A 17,509-nucleotide genomic window follows, 5' to 3' on the forward strand; every position below is an offset into this window, starting at 1 on the left:
GCGGGCGCGGCCCGACAGAGGCGGCCGCGTCATCTCGGAGAATGCAATGCGGATGTTGGTCTTGGGCGCCGGCGGCACCGGTGGATACTTCGGCGGACGCGCGGCGCAAGCCGGCGTGGACGTGACCTTCCTGGTGCGCGAGGCGCGGGCCGGGAAACTGCGCCGCGACGGCCTGCGCATCAAGAGCCCGCTGGGCGACGCCACGCTGACCCCGCAACTGGCCGTGGCTGGCGACGTGGGTGGCCCCTACGACGTGGTGATGCTCAGTTGCAAGGCCTACGACCTGGACAGCGCCATCGAGGCGATCCGTCCCGCCGTGGGCGAGAATACCGTCGTGCTGCCCATCCTGAACGGCATGCGCCAGTACGAGACGCTGGATGCGGCGTTCGGCGCGCATCGCGTGCTGGGCGGCCTGTGCCAGATCGTGGCCACCATGGGGCCCGAAGGCGAGGTCGTGCACATGGGCAAACATGCCAACCTGGTCTACGGCGAACGCGCGGGCGAAGCGCGCAGCGCACGCTGCGTGGCCATCGAGCAGGCACTGGCCGGCGTCAACTACACGCACCGTCTCAGCGACGACATCTACCAGGACATCTGGGAGAAGTACGTCGGCCTGACCACGCTGGCCGCCGCGACCTGCCTGATGCGCGGCACGATCGGCCAGATCGTGTCGTCCGACGGCGGCGAGGCCTTCATGCGCGCCCTGCTGCGCGAAAGCCAGTCGGTGTCGGCCGCCAACGGCCATCCCGTGCGCCCTGAGGCCGATGCGGCCGCGCTGAAGTCGCAGACCGACCCGACGTCGTCGCTGACCGCCTCGATGTTCCGCGACCTGAGCCAGGGCGGCCGGGTCGAGGCCGATCACCTGGTCGGCGACATGGTCCGCCGCGCCGACGTGGCGGGCGTGGATGTGCCCTACCTGCGCGTGGCCAACATCCACCTGCAGGTCTACCAGGCGCGCCGCGCCGCCGCGCAATGAGTCCGGCAGGCTGTCCCGAAGGCGAGGCCGTGCCGCCCAGCGGATTGCCGCCCAGCGGCTTCGCGCCGGTCGACCTGCCGCGTTCGTACCTGCTGCTGAACCACGGTCCCACTGTGCTGGTGACCAGTGCGCATGCCGGCGAGCAGAACGTGATGGCCGCCGCCTGGGCCATGCCGCTGGATTTCGATCCACCCAAGATGCTGGTGGTGGTCGACAAAAGTACCCACACGCGCGGGCTGATCGAGGCCTCGGGCGAATTCACGCTGTGCGTGCCGGCGCGCGAGCAGGCCGACGCCGTGATGTACGTGGGCTCGCATTCCGCCCAGGCCGCCCAGGACAAGTTCCAGGCCGCGGGCCTGGTGGCCCGGCCCGCCAGCCGCGTCGGCGCGCCGCTGGTGCAGGGCAGCCTGGCCTGCCTCGAGTGCAAGGTGATCCCCGAGCCGCACAACGAGCAGCGCTACGACCTGTTCATCGGTGAAGTGGTCGCCGCCTGGGCCGATCCGGCCGCCTTCTCGGGCAACCGCTGGCATTTCCCCAGCCCCGAACGCCGCTCGCTGCATTACGTGGCGGGCGGATCGTTCTTCGAAACCGGTCCGGGCTTCGTCGTGCCCGGCAGCAAGGAGTAATGCCATGACGCGTATCTATCTGGCCGGCTTCGACGTGTTCCTGGCCGATGCCGTGGCGCATGGCGAACGCCTGAAGGCGCTGTGCCGCCAGCATGGCCACGAAGGCCTGTTTCCCCTGGACAACGCCGCGCCCGCGGGCATGACCGGCCGTGCGCTGGCCGAGTGGATCTATCGCCAGAACACGGCGCTGATCCGCCAGGCCGACGTAGTGATGGCCAACCTGGCTCCGTTCCGCGGCGCCGAACCCGATTCCGGCACGGCGTTCGAGGTGGGTTATGCCGTGGCGCTGGGCAAGCCGGTGTGGGGCTATACCGATCAGGCCGAGCCGCTGCTCGAGCAGGTGGGCGTGGGCGCCGACCCCGCCGATCCGGCGCGTACGGTGGACGCGCAGGGTTATACGGTCGAGGACTTCGGCCTGAACATGAACCTGATGCTGGCGTGCAGCGCCCGCATCGTGGTGGGCGACGCGGCGCAATGCCTGCGTGAGATGGCCCGGCCGCGCTAGTTGCCGGCGCCCGGCTTGTACGACTGACTATGCGCGCGCCGTCTTCCTGCCAGCGCGCGCGCCCGATTTCTGGTGCGCGACGCCATAGGCTCGCAGAAAGGTTTCCACCCCGGACGTCGTCCAGCTTTCGATCTGTGCTTCCGATGGCCGGCTGTCCGGATGCAGCAGGCATTCCAACTGGGCTTCGCCGCGGATCAGACTGAGAAAGTGATTGGCCGCCACGTCCAGGCCGACCGTGCCCAGGTCTATGTCGCCACGTTCGATAGCCAGCGCCAGGTGCCGGGCGACCAGTTCGCAGACCGTGCGCGGACCCAGTACAAAGAATGTGCGCGCCAGCGCCGGAAAACGCGGCGCGGCGGCCACCACCACGCGCACCGTCGCCAGCCCGCGCGGCGACAGCGCCTGCAGCAGATAGGTGCGCCCGATCTCGGTCAGCATCGTCTGGATGGGGCCGGTGGCGAATTCGGTCTTGCGCATCTCGGCCACGACTTCGCCGCATTGATGCTCGATGGCCGCGATGAACAGTGCTTCCTTGTTCTCGAAGTGCGCGTACATGGTCGCCTTCGAAACGCCAGCGGCCTGCTGGATCATGTCCGAGGTGGCCTCGGCAAAACCGTGTTGGAGAAACACGTCGCGGGCCGCTTCGAGGATCTTGGCGGCCTTGGCGTTCGCTCGGGCGGCGGGGGGAGGGGCAGGTAGGGACATAAAACTGTACCTTTCAGTTCAATTTTATTGACAAGCAGGATTGTACAACCTAGCATGTGAACTGTACCGTTCAGTACAGTTTTGCTTGTCAAATGATTTTTCCGTCCAGACACCATTCGACCCTGCTGACGCTCCCGCTGGCGGCCGCCCTGCTGGCGGGCTGCTCCGTGGGGCCCGATTTCCAGCCTCCCGCCCCGGCCTTGCAGGCCGTGCAGCTCGCGCCGCGTCCGGATGCCCTCCACGCGCAGGCCGCCGTGTCGCCCGATGCCGTCCCGCGCCGGTGGTGGACCCTGTTCGGCGATCCGGTGCTGGATCGATTGCTGGCCGGGGTGTGGGACACCAATCTGGATCTGCAGGCGGCGTCGGCGCGCCTGGCGCAAAGCCGCGCCAGATACGGCGTCGCCGTCGCCGGGCTGTATCCGCGGGTCGATGCCGGCGGCAGCTATGCGCGCCAGCGGCTGAGCGAGTACGGCCCGATGGCCGCGCTGGGCGCGCCGACCGACCCGACCGATCTCTGGCAGACCGGTTTCGATGCCCACTGGGAGATCGACCTGTGGAATCGCCAGGGCCGGCTGAACGAAGCCGCGCTGGCGCGCATGCAGGCGCAGGTCTACCAGCGCGAAGCTGTCCGCGTGACGTTGGCGGCCGAGATCGCCCGCAACTATCTGGTGCTGCGCGGCGTGCAGCAGCGCCTGGACATCGCCCGGCAGAACGAGGCCCTGGCGCAGCACATGGTGCAGTTGGTGCAGACGCGGCAGCGCAACGGCGTGGCCACGCGCTTCGACCTGGCCGCCGCGCAAGCGCAACTGGCCAAGGTGCAGGCGTTGGCGCCCGAACTGTCGCAACGCCAGCATGCGTTGATGAACGCGCTGGCGCTGTCCAGCGGCCAAGCGCCGCGCCAGCTGGATGCGCTGCTGGCCCCCACGGGCACGATGCCGCGGGCGCCGGACCACGTCGGCGTGGGCCTGCCGTCCGAGCTGGCGCACCGCCGGCCCGACATCCTGGAGGCCGAAGCCGCCTTGCATGCGGCCACCGCCGACATCGGTGCGGCCCAGGCCGATTTCTATCCCCGCATCACGCTGGGCGGATCATTTGGCCTGCAATCGCTGGACGACGACAATCTTGGTCACTGGGGCGCGCGCAACTTCGCCATCGGCCCGTCCATTCATCTGCCCATCTTCGAAGGCGGCCGCCTGACGCGCACGCTGGAACTGACCCGCGCCAGCCAGCAGGCCGCGGCCATCCATTACCGCAAGACCGTGCTGCAGGCCTGGCATGAAATCGACAATGCATTGAACGCGCGCGGCGCGCAGTACCAGCAGCACGACGCGTTGGCCAAGGCCTACGAACATTCGCGCGAGGCATTCGCCGCCACGCAGAGCCAATACCGGAACGGCGTGGCCGACTACGTGGGCGTGCTGGTCGCGCAGCAGGCATTGCTGAGGGATCAACTGGCGCTGTCCGACAGCACGACGGCGGTCGGCACGTCGCTGGTGGCGCTTTACAAGGCTCTGGGAGGCGGCTGGGATCCCGGCCTGGGCCCGGACCCGGAGGCAGCCGCGGCGGCTTCCGGCCATGGCGCCGAGCCTGCGGATGCCTTGCATGCTCCGGTTCGATCGCAAACCTCGGCAACGCGTGGGCAGCCGTCCGCATCATGACCGTGAACGCCGCAACGCCTGCCGGCGCGTCGCTCGCGCCGCAGCCCTCCGCCGCCGCGTTCGGCCCGCGCCTGGCCATCGGCTTGCTGGGCATCTTCATCGCCGCAGTGATGTCCGGCATCAACAGCCGCGTGGGATCCCTCGCCTTGGCCGACCTGCGAGGCAACCTGGGCCTGGGGATCGATGAGGCCTCGTGGTTGAGCACGGCCTACAGCGCGGGCGAACTGATCGCCATGCCGTTCGCCGCGTGGTTCGCGGTCACGCTGTCGCTGCGGCGCTTTCATTTGATGATGCTGGCGGTGATTGTCGCCATCGCCATCGTGCTGCCGTGGGCGCGAAGCCTGGAGTTGCTGATGGCGTTGCGCGCGGTGCAGGGCCTGGCAAGCGGCGCGCTGATTCCGTTGCTGATGATGGCGGCGTTGCGATTTCTTCCGCCCAGCCTGCGCCTGTATGCCTTGGCCATCTATTCGATGACCGCCACGTTCTCTCCGAACGTGGCGATCTGGCTGACGGGGCTGTGGACGGACCGGCTGTCCGATCTGCGCCTGGTGTACTGGCAGGTCGTGCCCGCCGCCCTGCTGGCCGCGCCGCTGGTGGCCTGGGGCATTCCGCAGGATCCCCCCAGGACAGAGCGATTCAAAGAAGCCAACGGGTTCGGCATGGCGTTCGGCGCATTGGGGCTGGCGCTGGTGGCGGTGACGCTGGACCAGGGCGGCAGGCTGGACTGGTTCCAGTCGCCCCTGATCGTGTGCGCGGCCGTGTGCGGTGCCGCCTGCCTGGGCATGTACCTGCTGACGGAATGGCATCATCCTGCGCCCTTCATCAAGCTGCAATTGCTGGAGCGGCGCAACCTTGGGCTGGGCTTCACCATCTTTTTCTTCCTGGTGGCGATCCTGCTGTCGGGTTCGCTGTTGCCGGTGTCGCACCTGACGCGCCAGTGGGAGTACCGCGCACTGCAGTCCGCGCCGATCGGGCTGTTGATCGGCTTGCCGCAACTGGTGCTGGCGCCCGCGGTGTCGCTGCTGCTGTACCGCAGATGGGTGGACGCCCGGTTCACCCTGGCGTTGGGCTTGCTGTTGATTGCCGGGGCCTGCCTGCTGGGCAGCCACCTGACCCCTGAGTGGATGTGGCGGGAGTTTCTCGTGCCGCAGATGCTGCAGGCCGTTGGGCAGCCTCTGGCGGTGGTGTCCATGCTGTTCCTGGCCACCAGCGTGGTGCAGCCGACGGAAGGCGCCTACGTGTCCGGCATCGTGAATCTGCTGCGCGCGCTGGCCTCGCTGGCCGGGTCCGCCGCGGTGTCGCGGCTGATGGAGCTGCGCGAGCGCTTTCACGCCGAGATGCTGCTCGACCAACTGGGGGGCGCCTCGGCACGAGGCCTGCATGAGCCGCCGGCCCTGGGCGCGGTCATCCATCAGCAGGCGGCCGTGCTGTCGCTGGCGGACGCGTACCGGGTGCTGGGGGTGGCCGCGCTGTTGCTGATTCCTTGCGCGCTGGTCATGCGATACGTCCCGGCGCCGCAGCCCCGGCCCCGTTCTTCCTGATCGATAGAGATACGAACATGGCACTTCCCAAGTCCATCAAGATCGCAGGCGCGTGCGTGCTGGCCGCCTGCATCGCCGGCAGCTTCTACGTGCTGAACCGGCCTGCCTCCAGCGCATCGGCGCAGGCGACCGACGATGCCTATGTCATGGCGGATATGACGCTGGTGGCGCCGCAGGTGGCGGGCCAGGTCGTCGAAGTCGCGGTGCGAGACAACCAGGCTGTGCAGGCTGGCGATCTGCTGGCGCGGATCGACGACCGCGATTTCGTGCTGGCGGTGCAGAGCGCCCGCGCGCGCGTCTCCGAGACCGCGGCGGCCGTGCAGGGCTTGCAGGCGGAGATCGCGATGCAGGCTTCGGCCATCCGCCAGCGGCGGGCGGAGCTGGCCGCCAGCGAGGCCGAATTGACGCTGGCGCGCGCCGACGCGGCGCGCTATCGCAATCTGGCCAAGGACGGCGCCGGCACCGCGCAGGCCTATCAGCAGGCCGATGCCGCGTTGCGCATCCGGCAGGCCGCGCGCGACCGCAATGACGCGGCGTTGCAGGCCGAGACGCGCAAGACCGATACCTTGCAGGCGGCGCTGTTGAAGGCCCAGGCCACGGGGCAGACCGCCGCGGCCGCGCTGGAGCTGGCCCAGTTGCAACTGACGCGCACACGCATCGTGGCGCCGGTCGCCGGAACGGTGGGCGAGCGCGCGGTACGCGTGGGCAGCTTCGTGTCCATCGGCAAGCCCATCGTCACACTGGTGCCGTTGCAGGACATCTACATAGAGGCCAATTTCCGCGAGACGCAGTTGGCGCGCGTGCATGCGGGCCAACCTGTCAGCATCGTCGTGGATGCCTTGCCGGGCCTGGCCTTCTCGGGTTCGGTCGAAAGCCTGGGGCCCGCCAGCGGAGTCAGTTATGCGCCGATTGCGCCGCACAACGCCACGGGCAATTTCACCAAGATCGTGCAGCGCCTGCCCGTGCGGATCGCGCTGGACCCGGGCCAGCCGGGGCTGGACCAGTTGCGCGTGGGCATGTCGGTGCAACCCGAAATCGACGTCGAAGCCGGGTCCGGCCGTTCCTGAGGTGGAGGCCGGCGGCATGGGCCGGCCGGTCTGGTCGGCCCATGTCTTTCGAGGCGGCGTCAGGCTGCAACGGCCTCGGTGGGCTGGTGCGTGTCAGCGCGCGCGCGAAGATGGTCGGCCAGTTCGGCGATGTGCAGCGCCACCAGGCCGTGCATGGCCGCGTAGCGTTCCAGCGATGCGCCGCGCATCATCGTGCCATCGGGGTTCATCAGTTCGCACAGCACACCCGCGGGGCGCAGGCCGGCCAGTTCGGCCAGGTCGACGGACCCTTCGGTATGGCCGCGGCGCGTCAGCACGCCGCCCGGCTGCGCGCGCAGCGGGAACACGTGGCCCGGGCTGACCAGGTCGGTGCGCTGCGCCTGCGGCGCGATGGCCGCGCGGATGGTGGTGACGCGGTCGACCGCCGAGACGCCGGTGCTGACGCCTTCGCGCGCCTCGATGGAGACGGTGAAGGCCGTGCCGTGACGTGCGCCGTTATGGCTGACCATGGGCGGCAGACCCAGCTTGTCGAGCGTTTCGCCGGGCAGGCACAGGCACACGATGCCGCTGCCGTCACGGATCAATTGCGCCATCACGGGCACGGTGAGCTTGTCGGCGGCGACGATCAGGTCGGCTTCGTTCTCGCGGTCGGCGTCGTCCATCAGGATGATGGGACGGCCGGTGCGCAGGTGCTGCAGGGCGCGCGCAAGCCGCATGGCGAAAGGCTGTGCGTACAGGGGGGAAACTGCGGGGGAAGCAACGGTAGAGGACATTGAAACGCTCTCGCGAAAAAAGGGGCGAAAAACGTTCCAGGGCTACGGACAGCCGTACGCCATGCGCGGCACGGACGCGCAGCGTCCTTGCCGTGAATGGCGTGCCGGCACATCTTCTTTCATCCGGACTGTGACCGTCGGCCCTGGCATCGCACCAGATCTGCTGACCCCGTGGTCGGAAAGACCACGGGCGCTCGCGGGCTCGCCGCATTGCGCGGCATACCGCCGGTGGGGAGTTTCGCCCCGCCCTGAAGACGTACTGCGGGTCGCGGGATGGCGACCGTGCGGGAATTGTACGCCTGTCGAAGCGGGCGGACCGCCGGCGGCTCAGACAGATTGCTCAGAAGCTTAAGGACGCGCTTTCCCGTCGCGCCCGGCTCACGCCGCGTCCGGCTGCTTTTTCTTCTTCTTTTCGGGCAGCGCCAGCATGGTGCCGCGGCAGGTGGCCGCGCCGCACAGGCAGCGGTAGCCATCTTTCAGCTTCTTGGTGATGCGGCCGTCCATGACCAGGCCGTAGTCGTAGAACAGCTCTTCGCCGCGCTTGATGTCGCGCAGCGCCACGATGTAGACGCGCTTGCCGCCGGCGCCTTCCTGCGCCTCGCAGTTGGGAGCGCAGGCGTGGTTGATCCAGCGTGCGTCATTGCCGTTGTCGCCGCCGTCGATGACCTTGCCCGAACTGATCGCGAAGAAGAACGTGTGGAACGGATCGTCGGGATTGGTGGGGTGCCGGCGATCGGCCTCTTCCGGGGTGATGCGGCGGCCGCCGTATTCGATGATGCGCGTGCCGGCGGGGATCTTGCGGGCGGCGAAGACGCCGTTGCCATGCAGCTTGGAGCTGCGCACGGCGTACCACGGTTTGGCGATGTCGGAGGTCATTGAGGACGGGGTGCGGTGGGCGGAAGCGAGCGCCATTATATCGGCGCGTGTGTTACGCCATTGCCCTGGCACAGGCGTATAGTGCTCGCCATCGATTCGCCGTGCCGCCTTGTTCCCATCATGATCGTCCGTCCGCGTCCCTCCGCACTGGGCCTGTTGTTCATCAAGCGCGGATCGATCATCCCCATCGTCCTGCCCAAGCTGCTGTGCATCCTGGTGCTGTCCTGTGCGATCGGCTGGGTGCATTCGCGCGGCTGGTTCGACCCGGGCCACCTGAGCGCGGTGCCGTTCTCGCTGTTCGGCCTGGCGCTGTCGGTGTTCATGGGTTTTCGCAACAACGTCTGCTATGACCGCTGGTGGGAAGGGCGCCGCCAGTGGGGCGAGCTGATCGTGCAGGTGCGCAGCCTGGCGCGCGAATCCGCCGCGGTGCTGGCGCCGCCCGAGCCCGAATTGCAGGCGCGGCTGGTGCGCCGCCTGATCGCCTATGCCCACGGCCTGGCGGCCCGCCTGCGTGGCGACACCGATGTGCTGACCGCCGCGCGGCCCTGGCTGGACACCTCCGACATCGAGAGCTGTACGGGCCGGCGCAACGTGCCGGATGCCCTGTTGCGTGCCATCAATGCCGACCTGGCCGACTGCCTGCGCCGTGGCGTGATCGGCGACGTGGTCTATCAGGGCATGGTGCTGCGCGTGGGCGCTTGCGCAGGCGTGCAGGCCGCGTGCGAACGCATCCAGAACACGCCGCCGCCGTTCGCCTATTCGCTGTTGCTGCACCGCACGGCCTGGCTGTTCTGCCTGCTGCTGCCGTTCGGGCTGGTGGGGGCGCTGGGCCTGCTGACTCCGCTGGCCGTGGTGATCGTGGCCTATACCTTCTTCGGCCTGGACGCCTTGGGCGACGAGCTGGAAGAACCCTTCGGCATGGCCGAGAACGACCTGCCCTTGCAGGCCATGGCGCGCACCATCGAGATCGACCTGCTCGAAGGCCTGGGCGTGCAGCCGCTGCCCGAGCCGTTGAAGCCGGTCGACTACGTGTTGATGTAATCAGCCGGCCGCCGGCGGCGCCATCAGCGGCAGCCGTGTCTCTTTCAGGCTGCGCAGCACGAAGCCCGACTTGCTGTGCCGGATGCCCGGAATGCGGTAGAGCCGCTCGCGCAAGAGCCGCTCGTAGTCGCGCGTGTCGCGCACCGCGATGCGGATGTAATAGTCGTAGTCGCCCGACACCAGGAAGGCCTCCAGCACCTCGGGGATATCGGACAGCGCACGGCCGAACTCGTACAGCGTCTCTTCGCTGTGGCTTTCCAGCGTGACGTGCACGATGACGGTGTCCGTGTATCCCAGCTTGGCCGGGTCGATGTCCACCGTATAGCCGCGGATGACGCCCTCTTTCTCCATGCGCTTGATGCGGTTCCAGCAGGGCGTGGGCGACAGGCCGACCAGCGCGCCGATGTCGTTCAGACTGGCGCGCGCGTTGTCCTGCAATGCCTTCAAGATGGCGAGATCGAATTTGTCCAGAGTCATTTTCTTCATTTTCGATGAATCGAAGAAGAATTTACTGCAACTGGACGGTATATGCAGAAAATAAGATAAAAATTCTTCCCATCTGGCCCTAAGATGGTCAACATGAACGATCGTCTCTCCCCCTCCGCCCTCGCCGTCCTGGACGCCGCCGAACCGCCTCGCAACGGGGCGCAGATCCTGCTGGATACCCTCATCGCCTGTGGCGTCGACACCGTGTTCGGCTATCCCGGCGGCGCCGTGCTGCCGCTGTACGACGCGCTGCACGCCGAGCCGCGCCTGCGCCACGTGCTGGTGCGCCACGAGCAGGCCGCGGTGCATGCCGCCGAGGGCTATGCGCGCAGCACCGGCCGTCCAGGGGTGGTGTTCGTCACGTCGGGTCCCGGCATGGCCAACACCACCTCGGGCCTGCTGGACGCCATGTGCGACTCGATTCCCGTGCTGTGCATCAGCGGCCAGGTGGCGACGTCGGCCATCGGCACCGATGCCTTCCAGGAATGCGATGCGTTGGGTATTTCGCGCTCGGTCACCAAGTGGAATACGCAGGTGCATTGCGCGGGCGAGGTCGCGTCGGTGGTGGCGCGCGCCTTCGCGCTGACCCGCGAGGGCCGCCCGGGCCCGGTGCTGGTGGACTTGCCCAAGGACGTGCAACTGGCCGCACCCGATCCCGATTGCGCGGACTCGGAAGCCGCCATGCAGCGCCGCGGCGAGGCCGAGTTGCGCGCGCGCCGGCACGTCAACAAGAATGCCGGCCGCCTGCCGCAAGGTGCGCTGCGCCGTGCCCTGGCGCTGATCGAGCAGGCCGAACGCCCCGTGTTCTACGGCGGCGGCGGCCTGGTGAACGCGGGGCCGGACGCCTGCGCGGCCTTTACCACCCTGGTGCGTGCCAGCGGCGCGCCCTGCACGCTGACGTTGATGGGCCTGGGCGCCTTCCCGGCCTCCGACCCGCAGTTCGTGGGCATGCTGGGCATGCACGGCACGCTGGAAGCCAACCTGGCCATGCACGAGTCCGACCTGGTGGTGTGCGTGGGGGCGCGCTTCGACGACCGCATCACCGGCAAGCTGGCCGAGTTCTGCCCAAATGCGCGCAAGATCCATATCGACATCGACCCCACCTCGATCAACAAGGTGGTGCGCGTGGACGTGGCCCTGGTGGGCGATGCGCTGCCGATGCTGCAGGCGCTGTCGGCCGATCTGCCGGCCTTGCCTGTCGCCCGGCTGGATGCCTGGTGGCGCCGTATCGAGGCCTGGCGCGCGCGCCGCTGCCTGGATTTCACGCCCAGCGACAAGGCCATCCTGCCGCAGCACCTGATGCAGCGCCTGAACGCCGCGCTGGAAGGCCGCGACGCCATCGTCTCGACCGACGTGGGCCAGCACCAGATGTGGGCGGCGCAGTACCTGCGCTTCGACCGCCCCAACCGCTGGCTGACCTCGGGCGGCGCCGGCACCATGGGCTACGGCGTGCCCGCCGCCATCGGCGCGCAGATCGCTTATCCCGACCGCACGGTGGCGTGCGTCAGCGGCGACGCGTCGGTGCTGATGAACATCCAGGAGTTGTCCACTGCCATCCAGCACCGCGCGCCCGTCAAGGTGGTGCTGTGCAACAATGGCTACATGGGCATGGTGCGCCAGTGGCAGGAACTGATCCACGGCGGCCGCTACAGCCACAGCTACAACGAGGCGCTGCCCGATTTCGTGGCGCTGGCCAAGGCGTTCGGCTGGGGCGCCGCGCGCGTCGAGCATCCTTCCGAACTGGATGCCGCGCTCGCGCAATGCCTGGCCTACGACGGTCCGTTCTTCCTGGACGTGGTGGTGCAGGCGCAGGAAAACTGCTTCCCGATGATGCCCGCGGGGCACGGCCACCATCGCATGATGCTGTCCGAAGGGGTCTGGTACGAAGAGCCTTCGGCCTGAAAAAAAACGCCGCCGGATATGAATTGACCTGCGCAGCTTGGGGGTCGCCAAGCCTCCGCGGGGGAGTTCAATGAGGCGGCGTTCTGCGTCGGATACCGGCCGGGCTTACATTTCGGGCGGCTGTTCGGCCAGCACGCCCTGCACCCAGTTGGCGATGGACAACAGGCGATGGTCGTCGTGGGCTCGGCCGATGGCCTGCAGGCCCACCGGCAGGCCCTGCGGCCCCTGCGCGAAAGGCAGGTGCACCGTGGCCACGCCGGCCAGCGTCCAGCCGCGGCAGAATTGCGGGTCGCCCGTGCCCTGTTCATAGAACGGGGCCTCGCCCGCCGCGCTGGGCGCCAGCAGGATGTCGTAGTCGTCGAACCAGGTGTCGATGCGCGCGCAGATGCGCGCGGCGTGCTGGCGCAGCGTCAGGTACTTCTCGGCCGAGATGCCGGCGCCGGCATCCAGAACGGCCTGCAGCTTCATGCTGAGCTGCGCGCCATGCATGCGGCGCTCGAAGGCCAGCGACATCGCGGCCTCGAAGGACATGATGTCCGCGTGCAGTTGCACCACCATGCAGTCTTCATCGGGCGGGGGCATGTCCTGCACGTGCGCGCCCGCCGCGGACAGCACGCGCGCGGCGTGCTCGAAGGCCGTGCGGCTTTCGGGCTGGGTATGGCGCCATTGCTGCGAGCGGAACATGCCGATGCGCGGCTTGCCGTCGTAGTCCAGCTTCAGCAGGCGCGGATCGCGCATCAGCACCGAGGCCAGCAGGCCCACGTCCTCGACCGAGCGGGCGAAGCCGCCGATGGTGTCCAGCGAGTCGGACAGGTTTTTCATGCCGGCGCGCGGCACGCGCCCGAAGCTGGGCTTGAAGCCCACGACGCCGCAATACGCGGCCGGCCGGATGATGGAACCGGCCGTCTGCGTGCCCAGCGCCAACGGCACCATGTCGTCCGCCACCGCGGCAGCCGAGCCGCTGGACGAGCCGCCCGGCGTATAGGCCAGGTTGCGCGGATTATGGGTGGGACCGGGGGTGTAGGTGGCGAATTCGGTGGTGACGGTCTTGCCGGGCACCACGACGCCCTCGTCGCGGCACAGCGCCACACAGGCCGCGTCGGCGTCGGGCTGGTGGTGCTCGTAGATGCTCGAGCCGTACCGGGTGGGCAGATCGTGGGTGTCGAAGATGTCTTTCACCCCCAGCGGCAGGCCGTGCAGCACGCCGCGCACCGGACCGCGGTCCAGCACCTGCGCTTGCGCGATGGCGGCCTCGGCATTCAGGGTCACCCAGGCCTGCACGTGGGGCTCGCGCTGCTCGATGCGCGCCAGGCAGGCGCGTATCAACTGCTCGGCGCTCAATTCCCGGCGGTTGAGTAATCGAGCGGCCTCGAGCGCGCCCAGTTTGTTCAATACGGTCGACATCCCGTTTTCCCCAACGAGTGTTTTCTTTCTTTATGACGCCGGCAATGGGAAATTCGTTCCAAGGCCAAGGCTTTCAACCAAATATGTCTGAAGTGTAGAAGCAAGACCACTGTTGCGCCAACCCCACGCGGCAATATGGCCTCATGCCGGACATATAGGGTGAAGCAAGCGGCGTACCCGGCAATCGTGTGGGTGACATGAGGTTGTCACGCGGCGGTTTTAAATTGAAAACGTTTTCAAAGAAGCTGCCGCCGTGAACCGCAAAGCCCCCCATCGTCCTTCCATCGTCGAAGTGGCCCGCAAGGCGGGCGTCTCGCCGGCCACGGTGTCGCGCGCGTTCAACCAGCCCGAGCTGCTCAAGCCCGACACGCTGGCGCGCATCGAGGCCATTGCGCGGGAGGACGGCTTCCGCCCCAACCGCGTCGGCCGCAGCCTGCGCGCCGGCAGCACCCGCACCATCGGCCTGCTGCTGCCCACGCTGACCAATCCGGTGTTCGCCGACTGTTTCGAGGGCGCCGAGCAGCATGCCCGCCAGGCCGGGTACAGCGTCATGGTAGCCACCACGGGCTATGCGCCGGCCGTCGAGTCGCACGTGGTGCAAGAGCTGATCGATCATCAGGTCGATGGCCTGATCCTGACCGTGGGCACGCCCACGCGCAACGCCACGCTGGCCGCGTTGCAGGACGCCCGCATGCCGCACGTGCTGGCCTACAACGAATCCACCAGCCATCCCTTCGTGTCGGTGGACAACCGCGCCGCCGCGCGCGAGATGGTCGGGCTGCTGGCCTCGCTGGGCCATCGCCGCATCGCCATCGTCACCGGCCCGCTGGCCGCTTCCGACCGCGCGCGCCGCCGCCTCGAGGGCGCCCGCGCCGCCGCGCGCCAGCATGATCTCGACCCCCTTGGGCACATTGTCATGCCGGCGCACACGGCCGCCAGCGCCGAGGTGCTGCGCGATGCGCTGAAAGGCCCCAAGGCGCCCACCGCGCTGTTCTGTTCCAACGACCTGCTGGCCACCTCGGTCATTGCCCATCTGGTCGGCATGGGGCTGCGCGTGCCGGGCAACGTTTCCGTCTGCGGCTTCGACGGCGTGGCCATAGGCTTGCTCATGGTGCCGCCGCTGACCTCGGTCGAGCAGCCCAGCCGGCAGATCGGCGCCACCGCATGCGCCAACCTGCTGGCGCTGCTGGATGGCGCAGAGATCCAGTCCGTGCGGCTGCCGCATCGCATTCTCCCCGGGGGCACGGTTGCCGCTCCCGCCTCTTCCACGCGACCCACCAGGAAGTCCTGATCATGAAACGCATACTGAACGCCCTGCTGCGCGGCACGCTGGCCGCGCTGGCCATCGGCGCCGGCACCGCCCAGGCGCAAAACGCCGTCTGCTACAACTGTCCGCCCGAGTGGGCCGACTGGGCCACGCAGATCCAGGCCATCAAGAAGGCCACCGGCATCACCGTGCCGCCCGACAACAAGAACTCGGGCCAGTCGCTGGCCTCGCTGGCCGCCGAACGCGCCAATCCCGTGGCCGACGTCGTCTACTACGGCGTCACCTTCGGCATCCAGGCCGACAAGGACGGCCTGATCCAGGCCTACAAGCCCGCCAACTGGGACCGCATCCCCGACGGCATGAAAGACCCGGCCGGCAAGTGGTTCGCCATCCATTCGGGCACGCTGGGCTTCATGGTGAATGTGGACGCGCTCAAGGGCAAGCCGGTGCCGAAGTCGTGGGCCGACCTGACCAAGCCCGAATACCGCGGCATGGTCGGTTATCTGGACCCCGCCTCGGCCTTCGTGGGTTACGTGGGCGCCGTGGCCGTGAACCGCGCCCTGGGCGGTACGCTGCAGAACTTCGATCCGGGCATCGCCTGGTTCAAGAAGATGCAGGCCAACAGCCCCATCGTGCCCAAGCAGACCGCCTATGCTCGTGTGCTGTCCGGCGAAATCCCGATCCTGATCGACTACGACTTCAACGCCTACCGCGCCAAGTACAAGGACGCCTCGAACGTGGCGTTCGTGATCCCGGCCGAAGGCACCATCGCCGTGCCGTACACGATGAGCCTGGTGGCCAATGCCCCGCACGCCGACAACGGCCGCAAGGTGCTGGATTTCACGCTGTCGGACCAGGGCCAGGCGATCTGGGCCAATGCTTTCCTGCGCCCCGTGCGCCCCGAGACCATCTCGGCCGAAGCCCAGAAGAAGTTCCTGCCGGCCTCGGAATACGCCCGTGCCGGCACGGTGGACTACGCCGAAATGGCGTCGGTGCAGCGCGCGTTCGCCGAGCGCTACACCAAAGAGATCAACTGACGTGACGCAGGTCCCGCAATCGCGCGCGCGTATTCCGATGCCTGGACGGCGCTGACGTGCGCCGCGGTTGGATTCTGTTCGCCGCGCCCGCCGCGGCGCTGTTCCTGGCGTTCTGGCTGCTGCCGATGGCCGGCCTGGCGCTGGCCGGCGGCCGCACGGTCGATGGCCATTCGGCCTACGTCACGGTGCTGACCAGCCCGCGTTATTGGCGCAGCCTGTTCAACACCGCGGCGCTGTCCCTGGGCGCGACGCTGGCCACGTTGCTGGTGTCGCTGCCCGTGGGCCGCTTCCTGGCCTGGCATCGCCAGTTTCCCGGGCGCCGCGTGCTGCTGGCCCTGCTGGCGTTTCCGCTGGCGTTTCCCGGCGTGGTGGTCGGTTTCCTCATCATCCTGCTGGCGGGCCGCCAGGGCGTGTTCGGCGCCATGTCCGAATGGCTCGGCGCCGAGTCCGTGGTGTTCGCCTACGGCATGGGCGGCCTGTTCCTGGGGTATCTGTATTTCTCGTTGCCGCGCACCATCGGCATGGTGTCGGCCGCCGCCGAGCAGATCGATATCAGCCTGCTGGAGGCCGCGCGTACGCTGGGCGCGTCGCCGTGGCGCCGCTTCGTCGACGTCGAACTGCCCGCGCTGTCGCCCGCGCTGATCGGCGCCGGCGCGATGAGCTTCGCCACCAGCATGGGCGCGTTCGGCACGGTGTTCACGCTGGGCACGCGCATCGACGTGCTGCCGCTGACCATCTACAACGAGTTCACCAACTACGCCAACATCCCCGTGGCCGCAGCCCTGTCCATCGTGCTGGGCCTGGTGACGTGGGTGGTGCTGTACATCGCCCACAGCGTGGCCGGCACGCGCGCAGGCGCCGCGGGATGACGCCATGACCACGACTCCATTGCATTCCAGGACCGACATGCGGCTGGGCCTGGCCGTGACGCTGGCCGTGGCCGCGTTTCTCATCGGCCCGGTGGTGCTGTCCATCCTGGCGGGCCTGACGCGCAATTACTTTGTCGGCCTGTCCAGCGGTTTCACGCTGCGCTGGGTGGCGCAGGTGTGGGACCTGTACGCCGGCACCATCTGGCGCTCGCTGGCGGTGGCGGTATCCACGCTGATCGTCTGCACGCTGGTCGGCGTGCCCGCCGCGTGGGTGCTGACGCTGTATCGCGGCCGCGTGGCGCGCGCGCTCGAAGAGCTGCTGACGCTGCCCGTGGCGGTGCCGGGCCTGGCCTCGGCGCTGGCGCTGATCGTGTCGTGGGGCACCCTGCCGGGCCTGCGCGGCAGCACGGCCTTCATCGTGATCGGCCACGTGCTGTTCACGCTGCCCTTCATGGTGCGCGCGGCGCGCGCCAGCATGTCGGGCGCGGGCCTGGCCGTGCTGGACGAGGCCGCCGCCACGCTGGGCGCGTCGCGCCTGCGCCGCTTCCTGACGATCGTGGTGCCGAACGCCGCGCCCGGCATCGTCACCGGCGGCCTCACCGTGCTGACGCTGTCCATCGGCGAATTCAACCTGACCTGGCTGCTGCATACGCCGCTGACCAAGACCCTGCCCGTCGGCCTGGCCGACAGCTACGCCTCGATGCGGCTGGAAGTCGCGTCGGCGTATACGCTGGTCTTCCTGCTGATGCTGATGCCCCTGTTGGTCGGCCTGCAATGGCTGGCCGGGCATGGCCCCC

At 68.4% G+C, this 17,509-nt stretch carries 17 protein-coding genes and 1 riboswitch; of the genes, 12 read left to right on the forward strand and 5 right to left on the reverse strand.

Features of this window, described 5'->3' with window-relative positions:
• Positions 1-46: 46 nt before the first annotated feature.
• From panE to A7W11_RS01875, 3 genes are read left to right on the forward strand one after another with little or no spacing between them, the layout of a single operon-like run.
• The gene (gene panE / locus A7W11_RS01865) at positions 47-976 is read left to right on the forward strand and encodes a 2-dehydropantoate 2-reductase (protein WP_066406955.1); all 930 of its coding nucleotides are present in this window, start codon (positions 47-49) and stop codon (positions 974-976) included.
• The gene (locus A7W11_RS01870) at positions 973-1,602 is read left to right on the forward strand and encodes a flavin reductase family protein (protein WP_082887031.1); all 630 of its coding nucleotides are present in this window, start codon (positions 973-975) and stop codon (positions 1,600-1,602) included. The genes panE and A7W11_RS01870 overlap by 4 nt, the downstream gene beginning before the upstream one ends.
• A gap of 4 nt (positions 1,603-1,606) precedes the next feature.
• Positions 1,607-2,107, forward strand: a complete 501-nt coding sequence (locus A7W11_RS01875; protein ID WP_066406958.1) for a nucleoside 2-deoxyribosyltransferase — start codon at positions 1,607-1,609, stop codon at positions 2,105-2,107.
• A 27-nt stretch (positions 2,108-2,134) separates the two neighbouring features.
• Here A7W11_RS01875 and A7W11_RS01880 read toward each other — a convergent pair whose 3' ends face one another.
• Complete coding sequence (locus tag A7W11_RS01880) at positions 2,135-2,812, reverse strand: TetR/AcrR family transcriptional regulator (protein WP_066406962.1); 678 nt, start codon at positions 2,810-2,812, stop codon at positions 2,135-2,137.
• Positions 2,813-2,904: 92 nt separating this feature from the next.
• Between A7W11_RS01880 and A7W11_RS01885 the strand changes: the two genes are divergently transcribed.
• From A7W11_RS01885 to A7W11_RS01895, 3 genes are read left to right on the forward strand one after another with little or no spacing between them, the layout of a single operon-like run.
• Complete coding sequence (locus A7W11_RS01885) at positions 2,905-4,470, forward strand: efflux transporter outer membrane subunit (RefSeq protein WP_082887032.1); 1,566 nt, start codon at positions 2,905-2,907, stop codon at positions 4,468-4,470.
• On the forward strand, positions 4,467-6,011 hold the full coding sequence (locus A7W11_RS01890; RefSeq protein ID WP_066406970.1) for an MFS transporter: 1,545 nt from the start codon (positions 4,467-4,469) through the stop codon (positions 6,009-6,011). Before A7W11_RS01885 ends, A7W11_RS01890 begins: the two co-directional genes overlap by 4 nt.
• 17 nt (positions 6,012-6,028) lie before the next feature.
• Positions 6,029-7,078 (forward strand): HlyD family secretion protein, encoded by a 1,050-nt coding sequence (locus tag A7W11_RS01895; RefSeq protein WP_066406982.1) that lies wholly within the window; start codon positions 6,029-6,031, stop codon positions 7,076-7,078.
• A 59-nt stretch (positions 7,079-7,137) separates the two neighbouring features.
• On the opposite strand, the gene ribB is transcribed toward A7W11_RS01895, so the two are convergent.
• Both ribB and A7W11_RS01905 read right to left on the reverse strand, forming a co-directional pair.
• Complete coding sequence (gene ribB, locus A7W11_RS01900; protein ID WP_066406988.1) at positions 7,138-7,830, reverse strand: 3,4-dihydroxy-2-butanone-4-phosphate synthase; 693 nt, start codon at positions 7,828-7,830, stop codon at positions 7,138-7,140.
• 107 nt (positions 7,831-7,937) lie between these two features.
• Positions 7,938-8,090: riboswitch (FMN riboswitch) on the reverse strand.
• 118 nt (positions 8,091-8,208) lie between these two features.
• Entirely contained in the window at positions 8,209-8,706 is a 498-nt protein-coding gene (locus tag A7W11_RS01905) for an SET domain-containing protein (protein WP_066406991.1), read from the reverse strand.
• 120 nt (positions 8,707-8,826) lie between these two features.
• Between A7W11_RS01905 and A7W11_RS01910 the strand changes: the two genes are divergently transcribed.
• A complete protein-coding gene (locus tag A7W11_RS01910; RefSeq protein ID WP_066407373.1) occupies positions 8,827-9,747 on the forward strand; it encodes a bestrophin family protein in 921 nt (306 codons plus the stop codon).
• On the opposite strand, the gene A7W11_RS01915 is transcribed toward A7W11_RS01910, so the two are convergent.
• A complete protein-coding gene (locus A7W11_RS01915; RefSeq protein ID WP_066406993.1) occupies positions 9,748-10,224 on the reverse strand; it encodes an Lrp/AsnC family transcriptional regulator in 477 nt (158 codons plus the stop codon).
• A 93-nt stretch (positions 10,225-10,317) separates the two neighbouring features.
• Between A7W11_RS01915 and ilvB the strand changes: the two genes are divergently transcribed.
• Positions 10,318-12,135, forward strand: a complete 1,818-nt coding sequence (gene ilvB / locus A7W11_RS01920) for a biosynthetic-type acetolactate synthase large subunit (RefSeq protein ID WP_156522965.1) — start codon at positions 10,318-10,320, stop codon at positions 12,133-12,135.
• A gap of 105 nt (positions 12,136-12,240) precedes the next feature.
• Here ilvB and A7W11_RS01925 read toward each other — a convergent pair whose 3' ends face one another.
• Complete coding sequence (locus A7W11_RS01925) at positions 12,241-13,539, reverse strand: amidase (RefSeq protein ID WP_066406997.1); 1,299 nt, start codon at positions 13,537-13,539, stop codon at positions 12,241-12,243.
• Between the two features lie 253 nt (positions 13,540-13,792).
• Here A7W11_RS01925 and A7W11_RS01930 point away from each other — a divergent pair, with 253 nt between their 5' ends.
• The 4 genes from A7W11_RS01930 to A7W11_RS01945 all read left to right on the forward strand — a co-directional run.
• Entirely contained in the window at positions 13,793-14,830 is a 1,038-nt protein-coding gene (locus A7W11_RS01930) for a LacI family DNA-binding transcriptional regulator (RefSeq protein WP_066407002.1), read from the forward strand.
• 2 nt (positions 14,831-14,832) lie between these two features.
• Positions 14,833-15,843: an ABC transporter substrate-binding protein gene (locus tag A7W11_RS01935; protein WP_066407005.1), complete on the forward strand. Its 1,011-nt coding sequence runs from the start codon at positions 14,833-14,835 to the stop codon at positions 15,841-15,843.
• Between the two features lie 56 nt (positions 15,844-15,899).
• Positions 15,900-16,712 carry an ABC transporter permease gene (locus tag A7W11_RS01940; protein ID WP_082887033.1) on the forward strand — a complete coding sequence of 271 codons (813 nt, stop codon included), beginning with the start codon at positions 15,900-15,902 and terminating at the stop codon, positions 16,710-16,712.
• Positions 16,713-16,716: 4 nt separating this feature from the next.
• Positions 16,717-17,509: ABC transporter permease (locus A7W11_RS01945; protein ID WP_066407007.1), on the forward strand; the 793-nt coding region annotated here is incomplete at its 3' end.

The organism is Bordetella ansorpii, assembly GCF_900078315.1.
Taxonomy (GTDB): domain Bacteria; phylum Pseudomonadota; class Gammaproteobacteria; order Burkholderiales; family Burkholderiaceae_B; genus Bordetella; species Bordetella ansorpii.

Excerpts from the sequence above, each read along its gene's own strand:
- A7W11_RS01925 (WP_066406997.1), bottom strand. The coding sequence starts at position 13,539 with ATGTCGACCGTATTGAACAAACTGGGCGCGCTCGAGGCCGCTCGATTA.
- ribB (WP_066406988.1), bottom strand. The coding sequence starts at position 7,830 with ATGTCCTCTACCGTTGCTTCCCCCGCAGTTTCCCCCCTGTACGCACAG.
- A7W11_RS01915 (WP_066406993.1), bottom strand. The coding sequence starts at position 10,224 with ATGACTCTGGACAAATTCGATCTCGCCATCTTGAAGGCATTGCAGGAC.
- A7W11_RS01870 (WP_082887031.1), top strand. The coding sequence starts at position 973 with ATGAGTCCGGCAGGCTGTCCCGAAGGCGAGGCCGTGCCGCCCAGCGGA.
- A7W11_RS01910 (WP_066407373.1), top strand. The coding sequence starts at position 8,827 with ATGATCGTCCGTCCGCGTCCCTCCGCACTGGGCCTGTTGTTCATCAAG.
- A7W11_RS01880 (WP_066406962.1), bottom strand. The coding sequence starts at position 2,812 with ATGTCCCTACCTGCCCCTCCCCCCGCCGCCCGAGCGAACGCCAAGGCC.
- A7W11_RS01890 (WP_066406970.1), top strand. The coding sequence starts at position 4,467 with ATGACCGTGAACGCCGCAACGCCTGCCGGCGCGTCGCTCGCGCCGCAG.
- A7W11_RS01905 (WP_066406991.1), bottom strand. The coding sequence starts at position 8,706 with ATGACCTCCGACATCGCCAAACCGTGGTACGCCGTGCGCAGCTCCAAG.
- panE (WP_066406955.1), top strand. The coding sequence starts at position 47 with ATGCGGATGTTGGTCTTGGGCGCCGGCGGCACCGGTGGATACTTCGGC.
- A7W11_RS01935 (WP_066407005.1), top strand. The coding sequence starts at position 14,833 with ATGAAACGCATACTGAACGCCCTGCTGCGCGGCACGCTGGCCGCGCTG.
- A7W11_RS01895 (WP_066406982.1), top strand. The coding sequence starts at position 6,029 with ATGGCACTTCCCAAGTCCATCAAGATCGCAGGCGCGTGCGTGCTGGCC.
- A7W11_RS01885 (WP_082887032.1), top strand. The coding sequence starts at position 2,905 with ATGATTTTTCCGTCCAGACACCATTCGACCCTGCTGACGCTCCCGCTG.
- ilvB (WP_156522965.1), top strand. The coding sequence starts at position 10,318 with ATGGTCAACATGAACGATCGTCTCTCCCCCTCCGCCCTCGCCGTCCTG.
- A7W11_RS01875 (WP_066406958.1), top strand. The coding sequence starts at position 1,607 with ATGACGCGTATCTATCTGGCCGGCTTCGACGTGTTCCTGGCCGATGCC.